Raw genomic sequence first — 22,272 nt, 5'->3', positions numbered from 1 at the left:
CAGACGGCCGCGTCAGTCGAACATCGCCACAGACGGTCGAATCAGTCGAACTTCTCCAGCAGTCGCCCGTAGAAACTCGTCTCGTTCTCGCCAGCCAGTTTCTCCACGATGAGTTCCGGCGTCGAGCGCGCGAGGTGGTCCTTCACGGGCGAGCGGTTGACGACGAGTTCGCCGTCCTCCAGTCCGACGGCCTCGATGCCGTCGACCGCGACCGACACGTCCGCCGCCTCGCGGATGCCGCCGGCGAGGTGCGAGACGAACACCGCGGCCGCGCCCTGTTCGGCGAGTTCTTCGAGGATGCCGGCGATGATTTTGGCCGACGCGCCGGGTTCGGTGATGCTCTCCAGTTCGTCCACGAGGACGAGTCGGTCGGCCGCGCCGTCGGTGAGCGCGGCGAAGTCGCGGAGCGTGCTCTCGAACGCGCCGGCGTCGAGGGTGCCCTGCGACTTGGCGTAGTAGTGGAGTTCGGAAAACCGCGAGAGCCGGACCGACTCGGCGGGGACGGGAAGCCCCATGTGCGCGAGGACGACGACGAGGCCCACGAGATCGAGCGTCGAGGTCTTGCCGCCGCTGTTGACGCCCGACAGGAGCGTGACGCCCGACACCTCGTAGTCCACGGGGTCGACGTCCGCGAAGTCCACGTCGAGGAGGGGCGAGCGGCCGGCCTCGATGGCGAACGACCCGGCACCGTCGTCGCCGGCCGCGCCGGTGAACTCGGGGAAGACGCAGTCGAAGTCGCGGGCGAACCGCGAGACGGCGAGGCGCACGTCGAGTTCGAGCGCGTCGCGGACCAGCGTCTCGACGGGGTCGCGCAGGTGGCCGAGGTCGGCGGCGAGGCCGGCTTTCAGCTTCGCGGCGCGGCGGTCGCGGGCGGCCTTCAGTTCGGTTCGGAGCCGGCCGACGGCGTCCTCGTCGTGGCCGAGCGGGAACGACGGGTCCTCGGGGAACACCCGCTCCGTCAGGTCGGCCTCGCCGGGGCGGAGCGACAGCGACTCGACGAGGTGGTTTCGGGCGGCCGCCAGCGCCTCGTCGAACTCGTCTTCGAGTTCGCGCGACAGCAGGGAGTCGACGCGCGCGCCCTGCTCGACGAGCGAGAGGAAATCGGTCCCCTCGATGGTCACGTCGCGCTCTCGAATCACGTCGCGGAGGCGGTCGTTGGCGACCGACTCGGCGGTCGAGACGGCGGTGTCGAGGTCGTCCACCGCGTTCGAGAGGCGTTCGAGTTCGTCGTCGCCGAGGACGGTCCCGTCGTCGGCCAGCCGAGAGAGGGCGTCGCGGAGGGCGGCGAGGTCACACGGCGGGTCGAGACCGGCGACTTCGTGGACCGCGGCGGCCGCCTGCAAGGCCTCGCGGTTCGCGGCGAAGAAGGCGAGCAGTCGCTCGGGGACGACCTCGTCGGTCCGCTCGGCGGCGTCGGGGAGGACGCGCACGTCGCCCTCGACGTCGATGCCGGCGAACGACTCGTCGAGGACGACCACCGTCGAGTACGACCGCGCGAGTTCGGCGATGTCGCGGCCGTTCTCGACGACCTCGATGGAGAGTTCGGGGAACGCCTCCTTGGCGGCGGCGTAGCGCTCCGCGTCGGCGGTGGCGAGACAGCGCTCGCGGACGCGACGCGGCTTCGGGTCCGCGAGGGGTTCGACGCCCGCCAGCGCCGCGAGCACGTCGGGGTCGGGGTCGAGGTCGGTCGCGTCGGCGGCGAACGCCCGGACCTCCTCGATGCGCGAGGCCGACCCGGTGGGAAACAGCGTCTCCAGTCGCTTCTCGGCGTACGTCGTGACCGTCCGCGCCTGCAGGAGGCCGAGCGCGTCGCGGTATATCTCCGAGGCGCGGTCGGTGGCGAGGAAGCCGCCGGGGTCGTCGTGGTCGCGGCGAATCGCCCCGCGGGCGATGGCCGCCGCCCTGCCCTCCGTGAGCCCCGGTGCCCGCGCGAGCGCCGCCACGTCGCCGTCGGTGAGCGCTCGCTCGGCGTCGTCGAGTTCCGCGAGCGCGGCGGCGGTCTTCTCGCCGACGCCCGGGATGGTCTCGAAGTCCATTCGGGCGGACCTATCGCGGCATAGGACAAAAAGTCGCGGGGTGGTGACCGCGGGACGACGCGCGGGTCGCGCCCGCCGAGAGAGCGCCTGTCGCGGCCGGTTCGCCGGCGCGTCCGGCCTTCGCGGTCGTTCGCGCCGGGGGCGAGGGGCTTTTGCCCGTCGGCCGGGAAGGAAGGCCATGAGCGAGCGAGACGTCGCGGCGAAGGCCGACGAAGTACGCGAGGCGCTCGCGGAGCGCGAGAGCGTCCTCATCGCCTTTTCGGGCGGCGTGGACTCCAGCGTGGTCGCCGCACTCGCCCACGAGGCGCTCGGCGACGACGCGGTCGCCTGCACCGCGAAAAGCGAGACCCTGCCGGACGCCGAGTTGGACGACGCGAGGCGCGTCGCCGAGGAAATCGGCATCGAACACCTGACCGTCGAGTTCTCCGAGTTGGACAACCCCGACTTCGTCGCCAACGACGACGACCGGTGTTACCACTGCCGGACGATGCGCCTCGGCCGGATGTACGAGGCCGCCCGCGACCGCGGCATCGAGGCCGTCTGCGACGGGACCAACGCCTCGGACCCCGGCGAGGGCCACCGCCCCGGCCTCCGCGCCGTCGAGGAGTTAGAGGTGCTGTCGCCGCTTCTCGCCCACGACATCACGAAAGAGGAGGTCCGCGCCATCGCCGACGACTACGACCTGTCGGTCGCCGACAAGCCCTCGATGGCCTGTCTCTCCTCGCGGATTCCGACCGGGCTCGAAGTCACCGAGGAACGGCTCTCGCGGGTCGAACGCGCCGAGACGATTCTCCGGACGTGGGGCTTCGAGCAGTTCCGCGTCCGCGACCACGACGGCCTCGCCCGCATCGAGGTCGCGCCGGAGGAACTCGACCGCGCGCTCGACACCGACTTCGTCCGCGCCGCCCGCGACCACCTGAAGGACGCCGGCTTCGACCACGTCACGCTCGACCTCCACGGCTACCGAACCGGGAGCGTCAGCCCCGCGGCCGAGGCGGGTACGGACGCCGACGCGGGCGACGACGACCTCCTCGTGGACGACGTGTTCGCGCAGGACTACCCGATGCGGAAGTAAGCGGAACGCGAGGAAACGCGAGGAAACGCGAGCGCCGCGACCCCACCGAGAATCGCCCAATCGCCCGCAGAACGGCCTACGTCGTCAGGAATCGCGTCTCGTTCTCGGCGACGACGTGGACGGACGGCTCGTCGCCGTCGTCGCTCAGTTCGACTTCGAGCTCGCAGATGCCGCCGTTGTCGAGCGGTTGCGACAGCATCGCCTCGACGACGTCGAGTCCCTTCACCTCGCCGAGCGACAGCCGAATCGGCGCGCCGTGGCTGACGACGAGCACCGTCTCGTCGGTGGCGAGCGAGTCGGCGAGCCCCTTGCGGGCGTTGAGGACGCGGCGGCGGACCTCGACGAGGCTCTCGCCGCTCGGGGGGCGCTCGCGGGCGGCGGGCGTCCCCACGGCCGAGAGGGAGTACTGCGGGTACCGGTCCGTGAGCTCGTCGAATTCGAGCCCCTGAAGCGACCCCACGTCGCGCTCGCGCCACGCGGAGTCGAGGACGGGTTCGAGCCCGAGTTCGCGAGCGACGGGGCGGGCGGTCTCTTGGGCGCGTTCGATGTCAGAGGAGACGAGGCGGTCGACCTCGTAGGAGTCCGCGACGTGGCGCGCGAGGGCGTCGGCCTGCGCGCGGCCGCGCTCGGTGAGCGACACGGGGGCCCACCCCTGTATGCGCCCGGCGCGGTTCCACGTCGTCTCGCCGTGTCTGGCGAGAAGGAGGGTTGCCATACGTCCGTCTCTCTCCCCACCGGCAATGAACGTTCCGCGCGAGATTCACGGTCTCGGCGCGCCAACTGTTGGGTATGGCACACGAACTCGAAACGAGCATCGAGATAGACGCCCCGCCCGAACGGGTGTGGGAGACCCTCGTCGACTTCGACCGCTACCCCGAGTGGAACCCGTTCATGCGAATCGCCGGGCGGCCGAACGAGGGCGCGACGCTCACCGTCCACCTGCGGCCGCCGGGCGGCCGCGAGTCGGAGTTCGAACCCGACGTGACCCACTGCGAGAAGCACCGTGAACTGCGCTGGCTCGGCCACCTCGTCTTCCCGGGGCTGTTCGACGGCGAACACCGGTTCCGCCTCGAACCGCTCGACGGCGGCGAGCGCACCCGATTCGAGCAGTCCGAGACGTTCTCGGGCGTCTTCGCCGGACTCCTGTTGCGGTTCGTCGGCGACGAGACGCGGGCGGGGTTCGTCGCCATGAACGAGGGGCTGAAGACGCGCGTCGAGGGAGTGGTCGCGGCCGAGAAACGGGAGGCGGCGGAGTCGACGGACGCGGCGTGATTTCCCGCGGTCTCGGGGATTCGGCGCGTTACAGCGACTCGCCGCAGAAACGGCAGGTGTCTCTCCCTGACTCCTCCAACGAGTGGCAGTTCGGACAGGTGACGGTCTCGGTGCGGACGGAAGGGACGCCGTTCGGCGACGCCGACTGACCGGCCGCGCGGCGACCAACCCCGGGTTCGTCGCGCCCGAGGTTGAGGTACAGCGCCAAGCCGAGAACCCCGCCGACGAACACCGAGAAACCCCAGAGGAAGGCGTTGTGCGAACTGTGCCTGGTCGCGTCGATGCCGGCCCAGACGCTCACGACGAACCAGAGCGGGAGGGCGACCACCGACAGGGCGACGAGGTCGGCCATCGTATAGATATTCTAACCATTCTAAGATAGGTCTTCTGAACGGTCGGCGGTCGGCGGAAACGAGGAGGAGCGAACCGGCCGAGGGGGAGACGGGAGAAACGAGAAGCCGGTCAGTTCCCGGTCCAGCGCAGGGCCGCGAGCGTCCCCTCGAACAGGACGATCATCGTCGCGCCGATGATGATGGGGGCCATCCCGGTCGGGTCGGGGCTGACGAGGAACGCGAGGCCGAGGAACGCGCCCCAGAACAGCAGGCGGCGGTCTTCGAGCCACCGCCGGGTGACGAGGTTCATCATGATGGCCAGCTCCACGAACAGCGGAATCTGGAAGACGACCGCCATGTAGCCCATCAGAATGAGGATGAGGTTGAACGTCTCTTTGAGACCGAACGCGACGACCGCGGTCCCCTCGGTGTAGGAGGTGAAGTACGCGAAGATGGCCGGGAGCACCACGAAGTGCGCAAAGAGGACGCCGACGAGCGCGAGGATGAGGCTCGTCGGGACGGCCGCGAGGTAGTATCTGCGCTCTTTCGGATAGAGGCCGGGGCGCATGAACAGGTACGTCTCGTAGACGAACACGGGGAGGCCGATGACGGTCCCGGCGAGGCCGGCGACCTTCAGTTTGGTGAGGATGAGTTCGAGCGGGCCGTAGAGTCGCGGCCGGCGGTCGACGATGGTCTCCGCGCCGGGGATGTGGGAGTTCCAGAGGAAGTTGATGACGTCGGTCGCGCTCGGGATGTGGACGCCGAAGGCGGCCTGCGTGTCCACGAGCGCGTTGAGGATGTCCGCGCCGGGGAAGAGCACGAGCGTAATCGCGCCGGCGACGCCGAGGACGACCGCCAACCGACGAATCATCTCCTCGATGTGCGCGGTCAGCGGCATCTCCTGGTCGCTTTCGGGGGCCTCGCCGACGAGGCCGCCCACGTCTTCGTCGTCGAAGTCGTCCTCGACGGGCGCGGTCGACGGGGCCACGCCGGTCACCTCGTCCTCGCCCGAAAGAGCGGGGGTCGCGTCGTCGGCCGCCGCGTTCGGTCCGGCTCCGGCGTCGGCCGACGCCTCGGGCGAATCGTCGTACGTCCCCTCGGGAACGTGCGAGGTGTGTTCGTCGTCGGCGAGGAGGCGGGGCTCGTCGGCGTCGCCGGAAGCGCTATCGTCGCCGTCGTCCGGGTCGTTGCCGTCGTCCGGGTCGTCGCCGTCGTCCGGGTCGTCGCCGTCGTCCGGGTCGTTGCCGTCGTCCGGGTCGTCGCCGTCGTCGCTGTCGTCAGTATCGCCGGAAGCGCCGTCGGCGTCGCCGGTCTCGTCAGAATCGTCGTCGCCCGAGTTGGAGTCGTCCGTCTCGTCGGGAGCGTCGTCGTCCGTCTCGTCGGGAGCGTCGTCGTCCGTCTCGTCGGGAGCGTCGTCGTCCGTCTCGTCAGGAGCGTCGTCGGTCTCGCCGTCGTCAAACCCGTCGGTGACGGCCTCGTCTCGCGGGGTGACTCGACCGTAAACCGGACCGTCGGACGACGAAGGCCCGTCGTCGCCAGACTCGTCGGACGAGCGCTGGTCGGCGTCGCCCGAGGCATCCGTCTCGTCGTCGGCCGCAGAGAGCCCTGTGTCGCGCTCCTCGTCCGCCATTCAGGTGTCCTACGCTTCCGGCCAGTTATAGGTCTTTTCGCATCGCGCCGAGGAGGCGCGTCGAGGGGGTCGAAATCACGCCCGCGGTGAAAAAGATTGATAACCGCCAGACTGCTTTCGCCACGTACGTATGTCCAGCGCCCTCGACGAGGACACCCAACAGACCATCGCGGCAGGCCGCGAGACCGCCGGTGCGATGCTCCGAGCGGCGCAAAAGGACCTCCAGAAGGTCTTTATCGTCTTCCTCGTCGGGTTCCTCGGCACGTTCTACGCGCTCCGACTCTACGTCTGGGGGTTCTTCCGGGGCGTGACCAAGGCGCAGATGGACGCCAGCGTCTCCGGAAACGTCAGCATCATCGCCCAGACGCCGTTCGACGTGATTCTCTTGCAGGCGAAAATCGGCCTCGTCGTGGGGATTCTCTTCGCGGTCCCGCCGTTCATCTACGTCTCGCGGGACGCGCTGAAAGCCCGGGGCGCGTGGCCCAAATCGCCCGTCGCGCCGTGGAAACTCGCGCTCATCGGGCTGACGATGGTCGTGCTGTTCGCCGCGGGCGTCGCCTACGGCTACTTCGTCTTCTTCCCGTTCACCTTCGCGTTCCTCGCGCAGAACGCGCTGTCGGCCGGCTTCACGCCGAGTTACTCCATCGTGAAGTGGGCGCAGTTCATCTTCCTGCTCACGCTCTCGTTCGGCCTCGCGAGCCAGCTCCCGCTCGCGATGACCGGCCTCTCGTACGCCGAAATCGTCCCCTACGAACTGTTCCGCGACAAGTGGCGGCACGCCGTCGTCGGCATCTTCGCCTTCGGCGCGCTGTTCACGCCGCCGGACCCGTTCACCCAAATCATGTGGGCGGTCCCCGTCATCTCGCTGTACGCGTTCAGCCTCTATCTCGCCCGCGTGGTCGTCACGGCCAAACGCGGGAGCGAGAAGATGGACGTCAAGGCGACAGCGGCCCACCACTGGAACCACCTCGCGGGCGTCGGCGTCGTCGGCGGCCTCCTCGTCTACGCCTTCTACGAGTACGGCGGCGTAGAACTCGTCAACGACGGCCTCGCCGCGGTCGGAAGCGACTACGTGTTCCTCGACCCCGGCTCGCAACTCGCGTTGGGCGCGTTCGTCGTCGCCGGCGGCGTCGTCGGCCTCGCGTTCGGGCTCGCGTACCTCGTCTACCGCGACATCGAGCGGATCGAACGCACCGAAGTCGGCGTCGGCGACCCCTCGAAGCTCGACCTCTCGGCGCTCGACGTCGCCGGCGTCCGCGCCGCGCCGCCGGAGGTCTTCGCCGACCGCGACGAAGACGAGATTATGGGCCTCGCGTCCGCCGCCATCGACGACGGCGACAAGGCCAAAGCGCAGGCGCTCATCGACCGGTTCGACGAGGCCGAAGCGGACCGCGAGGCCGAAGACGAGCCGGGCGAACTCGAAGACCGGACGACTCGCGCGGGCGGCGCGTTCTTCGCCGAACTGACCGAAGGCGAGACCGACGAGGACGACATCGGCGGCTACTACACCGACATCGCGTTCATCGTCGACTCGCTCACCTCGCGGGCGTTCTGGGTCGTCGGCTGGTTCATGCTCGTCCTCGCGGTGACGTTCGGCTGGCTCTACACGGGCGGTATCCGGGACGTCTACGAGGACTTCCTCGGCCGGCTCCCCGCCGTCGTGACGCCGGAAGAAGTGCTCAACGTCGTCGCGCTCCACCCGATGGAGGCGCTCATCTTCGAGGTGAAGTTCTCGACGATTCTGGCCGTGTTGGCGACGCTTCCGCTCCTCGCGTACTTCGCGTGGCCCGCACTCCGCGAGCGCAACATCATCCGCCAGCGCCGCCGGACCGTCTTCCTGTGGACCGGCGCGCTCGCCGGCGGCCTCCTCGGCGGCTTCGCGCTCGGCTACAGCTACGTCGCGCCGACGGTCATCACGTTCCTCGTCGAGGACGCGCTCGCGGCGAACATGATAATCTCCTACCGCATCACCAACTTCTTCTGGCTCATCTTCTTCACGACCGCGGGCATCGGCCTCCTCGCGGACGTCCCCATCCTGATGGTGCTTCTCAACACCGCCGGCGTCAGCTACCGGATGATGCGGAAGCGCTGGCGCGAGGTCACGGTGTTCATCCTCGCCATCTCGGCGGTGTTCACCCCGGCGAGCATCACCACGATGTTCATGGTGACGCTCCCGCTGATGGCCGCCTACGGCGTCGGTCTCGGCGTCCTGTTCGTGCTGACGGTCGGCGGCCGCCGCGACCTCTCGCCCGCCCGCGGCGCGGCGGAGTGACCGGAAGTCGCCCGCGACTGTCTCGGCAGTCCCCCGGCGACTCGCCGTTCCGGGGGCGCGCCGAACACGGCCGTTACGGCCGTTGAAAAGGCGTTAAGTATTCTCACGAGAATCGCTGAATATGGCCAAGATAAGCGTCGAGATTCCCGACGAGTTGCTCGGCGACCTGGACGAGCACGTCGGCGACGACAAGAAGTTCGTGAACCGGAGCGATGCGGTTCGGGCGTCCATCCGGAAGACGCTCGACATCCTCGACGAAATCGACGACCGACACAACCGCCTCGTCGAAGATGAGTGAGGGGCGCTCGGCCGTCGGGCAGGTCGCCCTCGTCGGCCTGTTCGTCACCGCGCTGACGACGGCGCAGTTGACGGCGTCGAAACTGCTCTCGATTCCCCTGCCGTCGGCGGTGGGCGAACTCCCGTTCGTCGGCGCGGCCATCCTCATGCCGGGGGCGGCGCTGGCGTACGCGCTCACCTTCTTCGCGTCCGACTGCTACTCCGAACTGTACGGCCGCCGGGCGGCGCAGGTCATGGTGAACGTCGGCTTCGCCATGAACTTCGTCCTCCTCGGCCTCGTCTGGAGCACCATCGCCGCGCCCGCCGCGAACCCCGAGTTCGCCGCGCAGTTCGCCACGGTGCTCTCGTCGGGGACGAACATCGTCGCCGGGAGCCTGCTCGCGTACCTCGTGAGTCAGAACTGGGACGTCATCGTCTTCCACGGCATCCGCGAGCTGACCGACGGCTCGTTCCTCTGGCTCCGCAACATCGTCTCGACGGCGACGAGTCAGGCCATCGACACGGTCATCTTCGTCGGCGTCGGGTTCTACGTCGCGCCGACGGTCCTCGGCATCGGAGACGTGCTCCCGTGGAACGTCCTCATCGGCCTCGCCGTCGGCCAGTACCTCCTGAAGCTCCTCATCGCAATCGTGGACACGCCGTTCGTCTACGGGACCGTCGCGCTCCTCCGCGGCGACGACGAGTCCTCGACCGACGGCTGGGTCGCGGACTGAGACGCGCCCGGGGCGACGGACGCCTTATCTCTTTTGGTAGCATACCACACGACGTATGGCCGACGAGCACCGCCACAGGCTCACCGAGCGAGACGGGATGGAGATGGGGGTTCGCTGTCCGAACTGCGGGACCTACACGTCGTTCGGGGACATCCTCGCCACCGGGGCCTGCCGCGGCGGGTGGAAGGGGTGTCGAACGGGACTTCGGCTCGACCTCGTGGTGTACGACTGAAAACGACGGGCGAGACCGACGAGACGCCGAGTCGCGGAGTGGAAGCGGAAGCAGACGCAGAAGCACAAGCGGAAGAACAGCGCGCGCTCAGGCGGTCCCGTCGGCGTCCGGCGGCTCGTTCACTCGTTCAGATAGAGGTACGCCGCCGCGACGGCGAAGACGGCCTCGCCGCCCTTCGAGAGAATCGCCATCTCGCTGATTCGCCCGCTCATGACGACCCACGCCACGATTTGGGCGAGCGCGAACGCGATGGCGACGAGGTAGAACTCGCGCCGCCAGAACTTGCTCAGGTAGACGGCGATGCCCGCGAGGAACCCGACGCCGGCGAGGACGAACAGAATCGCCTGCGTCTGGTTGAACTGCATCAACACCGGCGCGAGCGAGAGGTGGGCGTACACGGACGCCAACGCCCCGAGGATGGCGACGTACGGAACGATGCCTGACGGGAGGCCGGTGAACAACGGTTGCGAGTCGGTGGTCGTCGTATCTGCTGACATAGTGACTTACGAGCAGAGTCGTGTCAAACGGGGATAATGCTTGCCCGAACTTAGACACAAATTGCGGAGGAAACGAGGTCGGCGACGTGGTGGCCCGCGGGCGCGAGACACGCCGGACTCGGGCGGCGAGTCGCGTGCGGTCGGTGCGCTCAGTCTTCGTCGTCTATCGGTTCGGCGAAGGCGAACCGGGGCTTCACGTCGGTGACGCGGACCGTCGGCGTGTCGCCCGCCTCCGTGCCGGAGACGAACAGCGTGAAGTCCTCGACCTTGGCGATGCCGTCGCCCTCGCTTCCCACGTCGACGATTTCCACGTCGAGTTCGTCGCCCTTGCGGACCGGAGCGGTGAGGAAGTGCTTGCCGACGAGGTACTGCTCGGAGGAGCTATCGCGGGAGGCGTCGGGGCGCATCGACCGGACGTACTGGAACTCCCGTTCCATGTCGGCGCGGAGGTCCGCGACGTCCGGGCCGTCGAACACCTTCACGGCGAAGTCGCCGCCGGTCGCCAACAGCTCCTGTGCGACCTCGAACGCCTGCCGGGCGAGGTAGACCGAGCGGGCGTGGTCCAGCGAGTACTCGCCGGTCATGTTCGGTGCCATGTCGGAGACGACGGCGTCGGCCCCGCGCTCGCCGATGACGGCCGTCAGCTCCTCTTTCGTCTCGTCTTCGGTCATGTCGCCGCGAATCGTCTGAACGTTGTCGCGGTCGATGCCGCGGATTCGCTGGAGGTCGACGCCGACGACCTTGCCGTGGTCACCGACTTCTTCGGAGGCGACCTGGAGCCACCCGCCGGGGGCGGCACCGAGGTCGACGACGGTGTTACCGGGACCGAACAGGCCCGCGTCCCCGTCGAGTTGCTTCAGCTTGTAGGCCGAGCGGGCGCGATAGCCCTCCTGTTTGGCCTTGTTGTAGTAGTGGTCTTTTCGTGCCATGGTTACCTCGCTGAACTGCCCGAGATGTTCCGCGCGGGAACAGCCGGCGAATTCGCGTTCATATCGGTGTGACGTGGTCGAACCGGAAAGGCACATCGGATACCACCCGAAGGCGCGTCGGCGCGGCCGGGGCGCGACACCGCCGAAGTCAGCCCGCAGACGACTCCGTCTGCGGGCCGCGGAACGCCGACAGCGCGTCCGCGTCGCCGCCGGCGCGAGAGAGAATCGTCACGATGTCGTCCGGCTCGATGACCGTGTCCCCGTGCGGCGTGAGTTCCCGGTCGCCCCGCTCGATGGCGATGACGAGCGTCTCTTCGTCGAGAATCCCCCGCTCGGAGGCGTCTTCGAGCGTGAGGTCGGCTATCGGCGCGTCGGACTGCACCGAGACCTCGACGACGCTCGCGTCGCCGGTGAGGCTGATGAAGTCGTTCGCCTCGGGCGCGTGGCCGCCGTCCTCGGGGTCGAACGGCCCGTAGGGGGCGAACAGCTCCTCTTCGAGCAGGTCTTCGTCTTCGATGTGGATGCCGATGTCGGTGAGCAGTCGCGCGACGCGCCGGAGGTCGCCGGTGCTCTCGCCGACCGCGAGGACGTGGAGGTTGCGGCGGCCGGTCATCAGCGTCCGGACGTTGATGACGCCCGGAATCGCCCGCGCCTCGTGCGCGAGCGCCTCTCTTTCGGTCACGGGAACGTCGCAGAGATAGAGGTTCGTGAGCTTCCCGCCGGCGCGCTCGAAATCGACCTGCGCGGTGGTGCCGCGGATGATTCCGGAGTCTTCGAGCTTGTGGATGCGATTCCGGATGGTCGCTCCGGAGACGCCGGCCTCCGCGGCGAGCGTGCTGGCGGACGTGTTACGCGCATCGGTCATCAGGGCGTGGAGGATGCGTCGGTCGATTTCGTCGAGGCGGTGGTCGGTGTTGCGATATGGCATCGGTGGCTGTGTCGAGTTTCGGTTTGCGAAGTTAGCTACCCCGCGTTTTCTTATAAGGCTTGTCTGGACGACCCCCGTTTTGCGAGACGGAACCGCTCGAACGAGGAGCCGCGGGGCGGAGGGCGGCCCCGTACCGGTCCGTGAGGGGCCGCGACGACGAGCCAGTCCGGACGCGGGCGACCTCTCTCTCTCTCACTCGCCCACAATTTCGTTCTTAGAAATTATACTCGTTTCTATTTTCGAATCCGTAGTAGAAGGGCAGAGCTTATATCGTTACACAACCGGGTAGCGTCTATGAACGAGACGAACGTCACCGAGACGGCCGACAACGCGGCGCTCCGACCCGAACAGCGGGTCCCGAAGCGACGGACCGAGGGTGCCAGCACGGAGGCCAACGGATGAGCGACGAGGAACTCGCGAAAGACCTCGGCCTCCTGTCGGCGCTGACCATCGGCATCGGGACGATGATCGGCGCGGGCATCTTCGTCCTGCCCGGCGTCGCGGCCAGCACCGCCGGCCCGGTCGTCGTCGCCTCGTTCGTCGTCGGGGGACTCATCGCGCTGGTGAACGCGCTTTCGGTCTCTGAACTCGGCACCGCGATGCCGAAAGCCGGCGGGGGGTACTACTACGTCAACCGCGCGCTCGGGCCGCTTTTCGGCTCTATCGCCGGCCTCGGCGACTGGATGGGGCTGGCGTTCGCCTCCGCGTTCTACAGCATCGGCTTCGGGCAGTACCTCGCGACGCTCGTGCCGATGCCGGAGTTCCTCTTTCTCAACGAGGTGCAGGTCGGCGCACTCGTCGCCGGTGCCGTCTTCGTGGGCGTCAACTACATCGGTGCCAAGGAGACCGGCGGCGTGCAGACGGTCATCGTCACCGTCCTGTTGGCGATTCTGGCCCTGTTCGCGGTTCAGGGCTGGCTGTCGTTCGACTTCGCGACGCTCGTCGGCGACGGCGGTCTCGCGCCGTTCGGCTACGGTGCCATCCTGCCGGGCACGGCGCTCGTGTTCGTCTCGTTCCTCGGATACGCGAAGATTGCGACCGTCGCCGAGGAGCTGAAGAACCCCGGTCGGAACCTCCCGCTGGCTGTCATCGGGAGCGTCGCCATCGTCACCGTCCTCTACGCGATTCTCGTGAGCATCATGCTCGGCGTGGTTCCGTGGCCGGACCTGAGCCAGAGCGCGCCGCTGACGCAGGCGACGCAGGTCGCGTTCCCCGGCGGACTGGCCGGTCTCGCCGTCACCGTCGTGACGCTGGGCGCGCTTCTCGCGACCGCCTCCAGCGCGAACGCGTCGATTCTGGCGTCGGCCCGAATCAACTTCGCGATGGGTCGGGACAGAATCGTCACCAACTGGCTCAACGAGATTCACCCGAACTACGCGACGCCCTACCGCTCGATTCTCGTCACGGGTGCCGTCATCATCCTCTTCATCGCGGCGCTCGGCCGAGACATCGAGGTGCTGGCGAAAGCCGCGAGCGTCCTCCACCTCGTCGTCTACGCGCTCATGAACGCGGCGCTCATCGTCTTCCGGGAGACGGACCCCGAGTACGACCCGGCGTTCACCGTGCCGCTGTACCCGTTTACGCCGATAGTCGGCATGGCGCTCTCGCTCGGACTGCTGGCGTTCGTCGGCGGGGAGGAGCTCCTGCTTTCGGGGCTGTTCGTCGTCGGCGCGGTCGTCTGGTACTTCGTGTACGCACGGAACAACGCCGACAGGCAGGGCCTGCTCGGTCGGCACATCCTCTCTCGGGGCGACGAGCTACCGAACTCGGTCGTCGACGCCGCGGCGACGGTCGCGCCGAACGGGTCGGGGCACATCGACGACGCGCCCGCGACGACGACGATGGTCGCGGTTTCGAACCCCCGAACCGAGCGGGCGCTCGTGACGCTCGCGGCCGCGCTCGCCAAGTTCGACGGCGGGCGGGTCCTCGCCACCCACGTCATTCAGGTCCCCGACCAGACCTCGCTGGCGGCCGCCGCCGACCAGCGCGACCGCATCTCGAAGACGTCCGAACAGCTCATGGCCGACGCGCGAGCCGACGTCGAACAGTTGGACGTGCCGGTCGACACGCGGACGATTCTCTCCCACGAGGGACTCGCAGAGGTGTTCGACGCGGCGCGCGAACACGGCGTCGACAGGCTGGTCATGGGCCACAGCGGCGCGAAACTCGCCGGCGGACGGGTCGAGGGCGCGCTCGACGAACTCACCCACGACCTCCCGTGCGACGTGCTCGTCCTCGACGGAGGGGAGTTCGACCCGAGCGAGGTGCTCCTCCCGACGGCGGGCGGCCACTCGTCGGACCTCTCCGCGGAGGTCGCACGGGCACTGCAAGCGACGACCGACGCGAACATCTCGGTGCTACACGTCGCCGACGAGGTCGCCGCCGGTCGGGAGTTCCTCGAACAGTGGGTCGCGGACCACGAACTAGAAGGAGTGGAGCGACTGGTCGAAACGGGCGACGTGGAGACCGTCATCGGCGAGGCGGCGGCGGACAAGTCGCTCGTCCTCGTCGGCGCGACGGAGTCCGGCCTGCTGTCCCGACTCGTCGGCGGGTCGCTGGCGCTGTCCGTGCTCAACGACCTCGAGACGACCGTGTTGCTGGCCGAGCGCCCGCGGCGGCGGTCGCTCCGAGAGCGGCTGTTCGGCTGACGGGCGGGTCGGACGTCCGGCATCGAGACCGGCCGGCCCCCGACTCAGTCGTCGCCGACGAGTTCGTCGAACAGCGCCGAGACGCGCCCCTCGATGTCGTCGCGAATCGCCCGAACCGCATCGAGGTCCTGTCCGTCCGGGTCGTCGAGGTCCCAGTCGCGGGCGTCGCCGCGCCACGTCATCGGGCAGATACCCTCGGCCGAACAGCCCATCGTGACGACGATATCCACGCCCATAATCTCGTCCTGCTCGATTGCGCGGGGCGTCTCGTCGGCGAGGTCGAACCCCGCTTCGCCCATGACCGCGACGACCTCGTCGTGGACGTGGTCGGCGGGGTCGGTGCCGCCGGTGACGACCTCGACTCGGTCGCCGACGCCGCGCTCGTCGCGCTCCCGGCGGGCGAAGGCCGTCGCCATCTGGCTCCGGCCGGCGTTCTGGACGCAGACGAAGGCGACGCGGGTCGCAGTCGCGTCGGCGTCGGCGTCTACATCGACATCGGCGGCGTCGGTCATCGCTCGGCACCTCGTCGGCGGGCGGCTGGCTTCGTCTCGTCGTGCGCCATGCTCGGGAGTTGCACAATCAGCTATTTGAGTGCTTTGGAGCCTGTATCCACTGAAATCAGGAGATTAGCTCGATAGCCAAACTGTGACAACAACACGCATGGGGAGCCGAGGGGAACGGCGGGGTGCTCGCGGGAGCGCGCACGCGGGAGAGCGTGCGAACATCATATTGCGGTGAGTCCAAATCAGGAGTATTTTTAAGACCGCTGTCGTACGACGGCACATATGTTCAAGGCCATCGTGAGCGCCGCGACGCTCCGGGACGCGCTCGACTCCGTGAGCGTCCTCGTCGACGAGTGTAAGATTCGACTCAACGAGGAGAGTCTCTCCATCCGCGCCGTCGACCCCGCGAACGTCGGCATGGTGGACCTCACGCTCGACGCGGCGGCGTTCGAATCCTACGAAGCCGACGGCGGCGTCATCGGCGTCAACCTCTCGCGCCTCGAAGAGGTCGCCGGGATGGCGGGCGCGGGCGACCTCATCCACCTCACGCTCGACGAGGAGACGCGCAAGCTCAACATCCGCATCGACGGGCTGTCGTACACGCTCGCGCTCATCGACCCCGACTCGATTCGCCAGGAACCCGACATCCCGGACCTCGACCTCGCCGCGAACATCGTCCTCGAAGGGACGCACCTCGACCGCGGTATCAAGGCGGCCGACATGGTCTCGGACCACATCCGCCTCCGCGTCGACGGCGCGGAAGAGACGTTCCACATCGAGGCCGAGGGCGACACCGACGACGTGGACCTGTCGCTCCCCCCGGCGGACCTCATCAGCATCGAAGCGGGCGCGGCCGACTCGCTGTTCTCGCTCGACTACCTGAAGGACATGAACAAGGCGATTCCGACCGACGCCGAGGTCACCGTCGAACTCGGCGAGGAGTTCCCGGTCAAGCTTCACTACCAGATCGCAGAGGGGATGGGAACCATCACGTACATGCTCGCCCCGCGCATCCAGAGCGACTGAACGGACGTTTCGGCGGCCGCGGCGGCCGCGTCGTTTTCGGACCATCCGAGCCGTCCCACTCGTTTCTCTCGATTCTCACCCGCCAGCGACCGCGTCGGCGTGGGCGGCGGGCGGCGCGAACCGAACCTCAGGTGGGTTCAGTCCGCGGACCTCGCGCCACGGACGCGAGGACGTAGACCACGGGGACGATGAGCACGGCCCCGACGACGAACGGCGACCAGTACGCGAAGACGTACAGCGCCGCCATCGACGGCGGGCCGAGCGTCCGGCCGAGGCTCCCCGCGCCCTGCGTGACGCCGAAGGCGTTGCCCTGCTGGTCGGCCGACGCCGACGTGGAGACGAGCGTCGACAGCGAGACGTTCAACATCCCGTTGCCGAACGACAGGAGCGCCCCGACGAGGAGGAGCGCCACGAGTTCGCGGGTGAGCCACGGCGGCCCGCCGACCGCGGGGAGCACCGCCCCGATGTCGGGCGAAAACGGGAGCAACGCGAGCGAGAGCAGGAGCCCGACCGCGCCGACGACCGCCAGTTTCTCCTCCGAGTAGCGCCGGGCGAGGCGGCCGACGACGACCCCCTGATTCAGCGTGCCGAGCAGGCCGATGTAGGTCAGAAACAGCGCCGTCTCGGTCTCGCCGTAGCCGTACACGTCGGCCGCGAAGGGGATGAACATGACCTGAATCCCCGAGAAGGCGACCGAGACGACGAAAAACGAGACGACGAGTCCCCGGAGGTCGTCGTCGGCGAGGGCGGCGCGGAACTGCGAGACGAGCGTCGTCGCGGGCGTGCCGGCGGGCGCGCGGGTCCGCTCGGGTTCGCGCAGGAAGACGAACGCGAAGCCGAGGCTCACGAGGCTCAGCGCCGCCGCGGTGAAGCTCGGTAGCGAAAAGCGCGTCGCGGGCACGAACGACGGGAGCAGGTCGCGGGCGAGCGCGACCGCCGGGTCGGAGGCCATCAGGCCACCGATGGCCGGGCCGAAGATGAACCCGAGGCTGAACGACGCGCCGACGAGGCCGAGCGCGCCGGCCCGCCGCGCCGGCGGCGTGATGTCGGCGATGTACGCCTGCGCCGTGGCGATGTTGCCGCCCATCGCGCCCGCGAGCATCCGCGAGGCGAACAGCGTCGCCACCGCGAGCGCCGTCCCGAAAAGCAGGTCGATTTCGCCGGCGACGCCGAAGACGGTCCACGCGAGGACGCTCCCAACGAGCGAGAGCATGATGACCGGCCGGCGGCCCCGCCGGTCGGAGATGCGACCGAGGACGGGCGCGAAGAGGAACTGCATGAGCGAGTACGACGCCGCCAGAAATCCGATGTACACGTCGCTGACGCCGAAGCTCCGGACGTAGAACGGCAGAATGGGGATGACGACGCCGAACCCGAGGAGGTCGATGAAGACGACGGCGATGACGACCGCGAGGGCGCGTCGCGTCCCCCGCGACTCCTCGGAAATCTCGGCGTCGGAAGACACGGCGGACTCGGGGGCACTCACGACACCACAGACGCGCGAGAAGCGCCTAACAGTTACGACGTAGTTGGCCGAGTTGGCAGGAGAATGAGGTCGACGCTCAAGAGCGGTAGCGGTCGATGACGCGCTTCGCCGAGACGGCCTTTTCCTTCCAGCCGTAGCCCGCGTCGTAGACGTGGCGCTTCTTCTCGACGAGTTCGGCGGGCGTCGCCTCCTCGAAGCCGCCGCGGTCCCACGTACCGGTGTCGCGGAGCCAGTTGACGACGTTCTCGCGCGTCTCGGGCCACGACAGGCCGACCATCTCGTACCACGCTATCATGGCGAAGACGGCGTTGTCGTGACAGCCGGGGACGCTCCCGTACTGGTGGAGCGTCCGCATCGGCTCCCGGGTCGGCTCCGAGACCTCCTCTCTGAACTCCTCGGCGGTGAGGAGCCGAAGGACGCCCGAGTTCGCTTCCGACACCCGCTCGTCGCGCTTGAGTCGGCGGAGCGCGGCCTGCTGGAGCGGTCCCCACTCGCCCGGCGCTTCGCGGCGGAGCGTCTCCTCGTCGCACGGGCCGCCAGCGAGGACGGAGACGATGTCGACGTAGGCCCGCTCGACTTCGACCCACGGCGTCCCCTCGAAGCGGCAGTCGGCGTCGTGGAGACTGGTCGTGGCGCGGCAGTCCGGACACGGGTAGTCGAAGTGCGGCACGTGAGAGCCTGAGGAAGTGGTCGGTAATAGGTTGTGTGATGCGCGTCGCCGCCGGCGGGTCTGTGACGGGGTCACGCGACCCGTGCGCCACCGCCGAATCCGTCGCGTTTATCGGTGGGCACCCGGAACGTGGCGGTATGCGGATGCGCCCGCTCCACGCCCGATACCCGTTCTTCGCCGCGGCCAGAGAGGCGGTCGAATCGGCCGACGTCGCCATCGCGACGCTCGTCGCCGAGGACGCCCCGGCCGTCGAGCGTGGCGTCGAGCGCGTCGAACGCGCCCTCATGGAGGGCACCGTCGAACCCGACCCCGACGAGGCCTACGGGCGGGACACCCAGACGGAACTGCTTTCCTACCCCATCTCGCGCATCATCGTCTCGCTCGTCGAGACGCCCGCGGCGGTGGACAAGTACGCCCGCGCCGAGGCCGACACGGCCTACGAGCGCATGCTCGCCGACTTCGACGCCGGCGACGACGACGTCCACGGCGAGGCCCGCGCGAGCCTCGACGACTTCCTCCGCGAGTTCGACCTCGACGGCGCGGTGCGGGCCGAGTCGACCCGGAACCGCAACAGCCGCCGCGCGCCCGACCACTACTGGGTCGACGTGGGGCCGTACCTCACCTACTCCGACACCGACTGGGGCGCGGACTGGCGGCTCGTCAACCGCTCGCTGGCCGGCGGCGCGGTCCGCGTCACCCGCGAGGAGCTCTCGGAACTGCTCCGCGAGGCGGTCCGCCGCCGGGTCGCCGAGGGGCTTCCCTTCGCCGTCCGCGGGAGCGACGCCGGCGACCGGCTCGCCGACGCGCTCAAACCCCACGTCGAGCGCCTGCGGAACCTGCTTTCGGACCGCGGCGCGGTCAACGTCGTCTACGTCGACTCGGTCGACCCCGACCACTTCCCGCCCTGCGTCGAGGCGCTGTTGGCGCGGGCGCGAGAGGGCGAGGACCTCCCGAACGAGGCGGCGTTCGCGCTCGCGGCGTTCCTCGTCGGCGTCGGCCTCGAACCCGAGGCGGTCGGGGGCGTCGTCGGCGACGCGAACGCCGAGGAGCTCGAAAAGCGGGCGACCGTCCTCGCGGACTCAAGCGGGTCGCAGTACGCGCCGCCGACCTGCGAGACGATGCAGGCGTACGACCTCTGTGTGAACCGCGACGACCGCTGTGACACCATCAAGCACCCGATGAAGTACTTCGAGACGGCGACGACCGACGCGGACGCGGCCGCCGCGGACGAAGCCGCCGACTGACGAGGGCACGAAGAGCGTTTCTGCGAGCCGTCCGCGGGCCGTCAGCCGACCGCCGAGCGCCGCCGCTACGCGTCGAGCGCCCCGCGACGGCGAACACGTCACCGAAACCGACCGACCGAGTTAGGAAGAACGCGACAGCCAAACGCCGATACCAGCCATCACGAGGACGAACGCCGTGATAGCGCCGACGAGTGCGAACCCGCCGGTGGAGGCGAGTCCACTCTGGTTGTAGGTCGCACCGATGCCGACGATGAGGGCGATAAACACCCCGACCGCGACGATGGAGACGGCAATCTTCCGCCGCATCTCCGCTTCGATAGCCATGCGACGACGTATCCGCGGCCGTTCTAAAAGGTCTTCGATGGGCGGATGCCCGACGAGAGCCACTCACGCGCCCGATTTTCCACGCGAAACGAGGGTTTAGGTCGTTCGAGAACCTACTTGCAGGTGACGGAAACCGACCTCGAACAGCCGCTGGTAAGGTCGGAATCCCGCACCACCATGACGCACATCGCACACACACCCGCGTCGACTCGCCGCCCGGTGCGCCGCAAGACCACGCTCCCGTCCGACGGACTGGTCGGGCGCGCCCGCCGCGCCCGCGTCGAGCCGATGGCCGTCCGGCCGCTCCGCGACGGTCGCTACGTCGTCGAAACCGACGGCGGAACCTACGTCGTCGACGTGGAGGCGCGCACCTGCACCTGCCCCGACAACGCCATCCGGCACGCCCGCTGTAAGCACCTCCGCCGGGTCGCCATCGAGATCACCCGCGGCGAGGTCCCGCCGCCGGGCCGCCGGAGCGCCACCTGCGCCGTCTGCGGCGACGAGACGTTCGTCCCGATGGACGCGACGGGGCCACAGCTCTGTCCCGACCACGAACACCGCGCCGGCGACCTCGTCCACGACCGCGAGAGCGGGAGCCTCCTCGTCGTCACGCGGGCGCTCGGCACCCGCGCCGACGAGACGCCGACCGAGACGGGACGCCTCGTCTCGGCGTACGAGAGCAACCGCGACTACGGCGACCACGAACCAGCCTTCGAGGCCGTGTATCTGGACTCGCTGCCGGTGAACGCCGGCCTCGCCGACCTCGGCGAACTGCATGCCTACCGGTTCCCCGCCTCGCGGCTCAGTCGCGTCGAGCGCGGGTTCGTCGGCGCTCGCACGCTCGGCGAGCGACTCGCTCGGGCGTGAGCGGAGCGCCAGAAAATCCGCGCCGCAACCTCAGTCGCCGCCGAGCTTGGTCTGAGTCGGGCCGCCGGTGAACGACTCGAAGTCCTCGCCTTCCGCCAGCGCCGTCTCCTTTTTCACGCGGTAGTTCCCGCCGTCGGTCACGTAGAGGTCGCCGGGGTGGAAGAAGTACCAGTCCTCGCGGTCGAACCGGACGGCGATGCGGGCTTTCGCGCCGAAGTTCCGCGAGAAGTAGACGAGCGCTTCGACCTCCTCGCCGCTCAGGTAGATGGGGCGACCGCTGGAGGACTTCGCCTCGATGGCGTAGAAGACCTCGCCGTTGCCCGCGAGTACGTCGGGGAGTTCGCGCGTCGTCGCGCTCCCGGAGGCGGGCGCGCGCATGACGGCGAACCCGGCCTCGTCGAGAGCGTTGACGAGTTCGCGCTCGCGTCGGTCTCCCTTTCTGTTCGAAGACATGGTCGGGAGTCGGCCGCGGGCGGTCATAAATGGGGCGACCGGCGGTAGCGAGGAACCGCGCCACCAGAGCTATCCATCGGCTGGCGGATACTGCTCGTATGAACCGCGAGAACCGCCTCGGCCTCGTCTTCCTCGTTCTCGGGGTCGCCCTCCTCGCGAACCCGCTTTTCCTCTATCCCGACGGCGTCTCCTACGAGGAGAGGTACACCTACGAGGCGTCGGCGGTGGACTACCTCCCGCACACCGCCGACGCGTTCTACCGGGTCAAATCGTGCGGGTGGAACCCCCTCCAGTCGGCGGAGTGCGCCGCCATCATCGACATGGCCCGCGGCGACCCGGTCGAACTGGAGTTGGACCCGGACCGCGGCGTCGACCCCGAGTTCTGGTCGTTCGACTACGTCCGGGCCGACGGCCAGTACTTCGAACCGAACGCGACCCTCGACGGGCGCACGCTCACGCTCTCGCTCCACCCGGTGTCGACCGAGACGGTCAGACGCGACCTCTCGGAGGGCCTCGCCGAGTCGCCGCGATACGTCCGCGAGGCCGTCCGAAACGGCAGTAGCACCGTGACCGAATCCGAACTGCACGAACCGGAGACCCACTACGTCGCGTTCGAGGGGCGGTACTACGTCGTCGAACCGGTCGAAACCGAGCGCGTCCCGACCGGCTGGGGGTGGAAAGCGCCGTCCGACGCGGCCATCGAGGCGATGCGACTCGCGGCGTGGATAGGCGGCGTCGCCTGCGTCTGGCGGGCCGGCGAGTGGACCGAGCGCGGTCGCTGACGGGTGTGAGAAACGAGAGAGAGCGCAGGTGAGAGAGGCGCGGGTGAGAGAGAGAG

The 22,272-nt window shown here is 68.7% G+C and carries 23 protein-coding genes; 11 read left to right on the top strand and 12 right to left on the bottom strand.

Annotated elements, in window-relative coordinates; all coding sequences use genetic code 11:
* Positions 1 to 41 precede the first annotated feature (41 nt).
* On the bottom strand, positions 42 to 2,036 hold the full coding sequence (locus tag C438_RS08440) for a MutS-related protein (protein WP_004968940.1): 1,995 nt from the start codon (positions 2,034 to 2,036) through the stop codon (positions 42 to 44).
* A 178-nt stretch (positions 2,037 to 2,214) separates the two neighbouring features.
* On the opposite strand from C438_RS08440, the gene larE reads away from it, so the two are divergent.
* Positions 2,215 to 3,111 carry an ATP-dependent sacrificial sulfur transferase LarE gene (gene larE / locus C438_RS08435; protein WP_004968939.1) on the top strand — a complete coding sequence of 299 codons (897 nt, stop codon included), beginning with the start codon at positions 2,215 to 2,217 and terminating at the stop codon, positions 3,109 to 3,111.
* A gap of 76 nt (positions 3,112 to 3,187) precedes the next feature.
* Here larE and C438_RS08430 read toward each other — a convergent pair whose 3' ends face one another.
* Positions 3,188 to 3,826, bottom strand: a complete 639-nt coding sequence (locus tag C438_RS08430) for a histidine phosphatase family protein (RefSeq protein ID WP_004968938.1) — start codon at positions 3,824 to 3,826, stop codon at positions 3,188 to 3,190.
* Between the two features lie 74 nt (positions 3,827 to 3,900).
* Between C438_RS08430 and C438_RS08425 the strand changes: the two genes are divergently transcribed.
* Positions 3,901 to 4,383 (top strand): SRPBCC domain-containing protein, encoded by a 483-nt coding sequence (locus tag C438_RS08425; protein ID WP_004968937.1) that lies wholly within the window; start codon positions 3,901 to 3,903, stop codon positions 4,381 to 4,383.
* Between the two features lie 28 nt (positions 4,384 to 4,411).
* On the opposite strand, the gene C438_RS08420 is transcribed toward C438_RS08425, so the two are convergent.
* Both C438_RS08420 and tatC read right to left on the bottom strand, forming a co-directional pair.
* Positions 4,412 to 4,735, bottom strand: a complete 324-nt coding sequence (locus C438_RS08420; RefSeq protein ID WP_004968936.1) for a hypothetical protein — start codon at positions 4,733 to 4,735, stop codon at positions 4,412 to 4,414.
* Positions 4,736 to 4,845: 110 nt separating this feature from the next.
* On the bottom strand, positions 4,846 to 6,345 hold the full coding sequence (tatC, locus tag C438_RS08415; protein ID WP_004968935.1) for a twin-arginine translocase subunit TatC: 1,500 nt from the start codon (positions 6,343 to 6,345) through the stop codon (positions 4,846 to 4,848).
* A gap of 130 nt (positions 6,346 to 6,475) precedes the next feature.
* On the opposite strand from tatC, the gene C438_RS08410 reads away from it, so the two are divergent.
* The 4 genes from C438_RS08410 to C438_RS19675 all read left to right on the top strand — a co-directional run bounded on the left by C438_RS08410 (position 6,476) and on the right by C438_RS19675 (position 9,859).
* Positions 6,476 to 8,617 (top strand): twin-arginine translocase subunit TatC, encoded by a 2,142-nt coding sequence (locus C438_RS08410; RefSeq protein WP_004968934.1) that lies wholly within the window; start codon positions 6,476 to 6,478, stop codon positions 8,615 to 8,617.
* A gap of 121 nt (positions 8,618 to 8,738) precedes the next feature.
* Positions 8,739 to 8,915 carry a ribbon-helix-helix domain-containing protein gene (locus C438_RS08405; RefSeq protein ID WP_004968933.1) on the top strand — a complete coding sequence of 59 codons (177 nt, stop codon included), beginning with the start codon at positions 8,739 to 8,741 and terminating at the stop codon, positions 8,913 to 8,915.
* A complete protein-coding gene (locus C438_RS08400) occupies positions 8,908 to 9,627 on the top strand; it encodes a queuosine precursor transporter (RefSeq protein ID WP_004968932.1) in 720 nt (239 codons plus the stop codon). The genes C438_RS08405 and C438_RS08400 overlap by 8 nt, the downstream gene beginning before the upstream one ends.
* A gap of 55 nt (positions 9,628 to 9,682) precedes the next feature.
* Entirely contained in the window at positions 9,683 to 9,859 is a 177-nt protein-coding gene (locus tag C438_RS19675) for a hypothetical protein (protein WP_004968931.1), read from the top strand.
* A 119-nt stretch (positions 9,860 to 9,978) separates the two neighbouring features.
* Here C438_RS19675 and C438_RS08395 read toward each other — a convergent pair whose 3' ends face one another.
* From C438_RS08395 to C438_RS08385, 3 genes are all read right to left on the bottom strand, one after another.
* Entirely contained in the window at positions 9,979 to 10,356 is a 378-nt protein-coding gene (locus C438_RS08395) for a DUF7475 family protein (protein ID WP_004968930.1), read from the bottom strand.
* A 149-nt stretch (positions 10,357 to 10,505) separates the two neighbouring features.
* On the bottom strand, positions 10,506 to 11,285 hold the full coding sequence (locus C438_RS08390) for a 23S rRNA (uridine(2552)-2'-O)-methyltransferase (protein WP_004968929.1): 780 nt from the start codon (positions 11,283 to 11,285) through the stop codon (positions 10,506 to 10,508).
* 148 nt (positions 11,286 to 11,433) lie between these two features.
* Positions 11,434 to 12,213 carry an Lrp/AsnC family transcriptional regulator gene (locus C438_RS08385; protein WP_004968928.1) on the bottom strand — a complete coding sequence of 260 codons (780 nt, stop codon included), beginning with the start codon at positions 12,211 to 12,213 and terminating at the stop codon, positions 11,434 to 11,436.
* Positions 12,214 to 12,611: 398 nt separating this feature from the next.
* Here C438_RS08385 and C438_RS08380 point away from each other — a divergent pair, with 398 nt between their 5' ends.
* Positions 12,612 to 14,861, top strand: coding sequence for an amino acid permease (locus C438_RS08380; protein WP_004968926.1), 2,250 nt, complete (start codon positions 12,612 to 12,614; stop codon positions 14,859 to 14,861).
* A 44-nt stretch (positions 14,862 to 14,905) separates the two neighbouring features.
* Here C438_RS08380 and C438_RS08375 read toward each other — a convergent pair whose 3' ends face one another.
* On the bottom strand, positions 14,906 to 15,373 hold the full coding sequence (locus C438_RS08375; protein WP_004968925.1) for an arsenate-mycothiol transferase ArsC: 468 nt from the start codon (positions 15,371 to 15,373) through the stop codon (positions 14,906 to 14,908).
* A gap of 273 nt (positions 15,374 to 15,646) precedes the next feature.
* Between C438_RS08375 and C438_RS08370 the strand changes: the two genes are divergently transcribed.
* Positions 15,647 to 16,390 (top strand): DNA polymerase sliding clamp, encoded by a 744-nt coding sequence (locus C438_RS08370; RefSeq protein ID WP_004968924.1) that lies wholly within the window; start codon positions 15,647 to 15,649, stop codon positions 16,388 to 16,390.
* Between the two features lie 127 nt (positions 16,391 to 16,517).
* Here the strand turns inward: C438_RS08370 and C438_RS08365 are convergent, their stop codons facing one another.
* A complete protein-coding gene (locus C438_RS08365) occupies positions 16,518 to 17,876 on the bottom strand; it encodes an MFS transporter (protein WP_049917889.1) in 1,359 nt (452 codons plus the stop codon).
* 76 nt (positions 17,877 to 17,952) lie between these two features.
* Positions 17,953 to 18,546, bottom strand: a complete 594-nt coding sequence (locus C438_RS08360) for a DUF7474 family protein (RefSeq protein WP_004968922.1) — start codon at positions 18,544 to 18,546, stop codon at positions 17,953 to 17,955.
* 143 nt (positions 18,547 to 18,689) lie between these two features.
* Between C438_RS08360 and C438_RS08355 the strand changes: the two genes are divergently transcribed.
* Complete coding sequence (locus tag C438_RS08355; protein WP_049917924.1) at positions 18,690 to 19,790, top strand: DNA primase; 1,101 nt, start codon at positions 18,690 to 18,692, stop codon at positions 19,788 to 19,790.
* A 120-nt stretch (positions 19,791 to 19,910) separates the two neighbouring features.
* Here the strand turns inward: C438_RS08355 and C438_RS08350 are convergent, their stop codons facing one another.
* Positions 19,911 to 20,114, bottom strand: coding sequence for a DUF7472 family protein (locus tag C438_RS08350; protein WP_004968920.1), 204 nt, complete (start codon positions 20,112 to 20,114; stop codon positions 19,911 to 19,913).
* Between the two features lie 219 nt (positions 20,115 to 20,333).
* On the opposite strand from C438_RS08350, the gene C438_RS08345 reads away from it, so the two are divergent.
* Positions 20,334 to 20,981 carry an SWIM zinc finger family protein gene (locus tag C438_RS08345; RefSeq protein ID WP_004968919.1) on the top strand — a complete coding sequence of 216 codons (648 nt, stop codon included), beginning with the start codon at positions 20,334 to 20,336 and terminating at the stop codon, positions 20,979 to 20,981.
* 30 nt (positions 20,982 to 21,011) lie between these two features.
* Here C438_RS08345 and hjc read toward each other — a convergent pair whose 3' ends face one another.
* The gene (gene hjc, locus C438_RS08340) at positions 21,012 to 21,434 is read right to left on the bottom strand and encodes a Holliday junction resolvase Hjc (protein ID WP_007275553.1); all 423 of its coding nucleotides are present in this window, start codon (positions 21,432 to 21,434) and stop codon (positions 21,012 to 21,014) included.
* Between the two features lie 98 nt (positions 21,435 to 21,532).
* Here hjc and C438_RS08335 point away from each other — a divergent pair, with 98 nt between their 5' ends.
* Complete coding sequence (locus tag C438_RS08335; protein ID WP_004968917.1) at positions 21,533 to 22,216, top strand: hypothetical protein; 684 nt, start codon at positions 21,533 to 21,535, stop codon at positions 22,214 to 22,216.
* The last annotated feature ends 56 nt before the right edge of the window (positions 22,217 to 22,272 follow it).

Origin of the sequence: Haloferax denitrificans ATCC 35960 (assembly GCF_000337795.1) — an archaeon.
In the GTDB taxonomy this organism is placed as follows: Archaea; Halobacteriota; Halobacteria; order Halobacteriales; family Haloferacaceae; genus Haloferax; species Haloferax denitrificans.
The sequence above is the reverse complement of the archived record's forward strand: the minus strand, read 5'-3'. Positions and strand labels throughout refer to the sequence as shown.

What these genes read in the sequence shown, in the direction of transcription:
- C438_RS19675 (WP_004968931.1), top strand. Translation starts at nt 9,683, where the DNA reads ATGGCCGACGAGCACCGCCACAGGCTCACCGAGCGAGACGGGATGGAG.
- C438_RS08410 (WP_004968934.1), top strand. Translation starts at nt 6,476, where the DNA reads ATGTCCAGCGCCCTCGACGAGGACACCCAACAGACCATCGCGGCAGGC.
- C438_RS08385 (WP_004968928.1), bottom strand. Translation starts at nt 12,213, where the DNA reads ATGCCATATCGCAACACCGACCACCGCCTCGACGAAATCGACCGACGC.
- C438_RS08430 (WP_004968938.1), bottom strand. Translation starts at nt 3,826, where the DNA reads ATGGCAACCCTCCTTCTCGCCAGACACGGCGAGACGACGTGGAACCGC.
- C438_RS08350 (WP_004968920.1), bottom strand. Translation starts at nt 20,114, where the DNA reads ATGGCTATCGAAGCGGAGATGCGGCGGAAGATTGCCGTCTCCATCGTC.
- hjc (WP_007275553.1), bottom strand. Translation starts at nt 21,434, where the DNA reads ATGTCTTCGAACAGAAAGGGAGACCGACGCGAGCGCGAACTCGTCAAC.
- C438_RS08405 (WP_004968933.1), top strand. Translation starts at nt 8,739, where the DNA reads ATGGCCAAGATAAGCGTCGAGATTCCCGACGAGTTGCTCGGCGACCTG.
- C438_RS08420 (WP_004968936.1), bottom strand. Translation starts at nt 4,735, where the DNA reads ATGGCCGACCTCGTCGCCCTGTCGGTGGTCGCCCTCCCGCTCTGGTTC.
- C438_RS08370 (WP_004968924.1), top strand. Translation starts at nt 15,647, where the DNA reads ATGTTCAAGGCCATCGTGAGCGCCGCGACGCTCCGGGACGCGCTCGAC.
- C438_RS08400 (WP_004968932.1), top strand. Translation starts at nt 8,908, where the DNA reads ATGAGTGAGGGGCGCTCGGCCGTCGGGCAGGTCGCCCTCGTCGGCCTG.
- C438_RS08335 (WP_004968917.1), top strand. Translation starts at nt 21,533, where the DNA reads ATGAACCGCGAGAACCGCCTCGGCCTCGTCTTCCTCGTTCTCGGGGTC.
- C438_RS08390 (WP_004968929.1), bottom strand. Translation starts at nt 11,285, where the DNA reads ATGGCACGAAAAGACCACTACTACAACAAGGCCAAACAGGAGGGCTAT.
- larE (WP_004968939.1), top strand. Translation starts at nt 2,215, where the DNA reads ATGAGCGAGCGAGACGTCGCGGCGAAGGCCGACGAAGTACGCGAGGCG.
- C438_RS08395 (WP_004968930.1), bottom strand. Translation starts at nt 10,356, where the DNA reads ATGTCAGCAGATACGACGACCACCGACTCGCAACCGTTGTTCACCGGC.
- C438_RS08375 (WP_004968925.1), bottom strand. Translation starts at nt 15,373, where the DNA reads ATGACCGACGCCGCCGATGTCGATGTAGACGCCGACGCCGACGCGACT.
- C438_RS08380 (WP_004968926.1), top strand. Translation starts at nt 12,612, where the DNA reads ATGAGCGACGAGGAACTCGCGAAAGACCTCGGCCTCCTGTCGGCGCTG.
- C438_RS08355 (WP_049917924.1), top strand. Translation starts at nt 18,690, where the DNA reads ATGCGCCCGCTCCACGCCCGATACCCGTTCTTCGCCGCGGCCAGAGAG.
- tatC (WP_004968935.1), bottom strand. Translation starts at nt 6,345, where the DNA reads ATGGCGGACGAGGAGCGCGACACAGGGCTCTCTGCGGCCGACGACGAG.
- C438_RS08440 (WP_004968940.1), bottom strand. Translation starts at nt 2,036, where the DNA reads ATGGACTTCGAGACCATCCCGGGCGTCGGCGAGAAGACCGCCGCCGCG.
- C438_RS08425 (WP_004968937.1), top strand. Translation starts at nt 3,901, where the DNA reads ATGGCACACGAACTCGAAACGAGCATCGAGATAGACGCCCCGCCCGAA.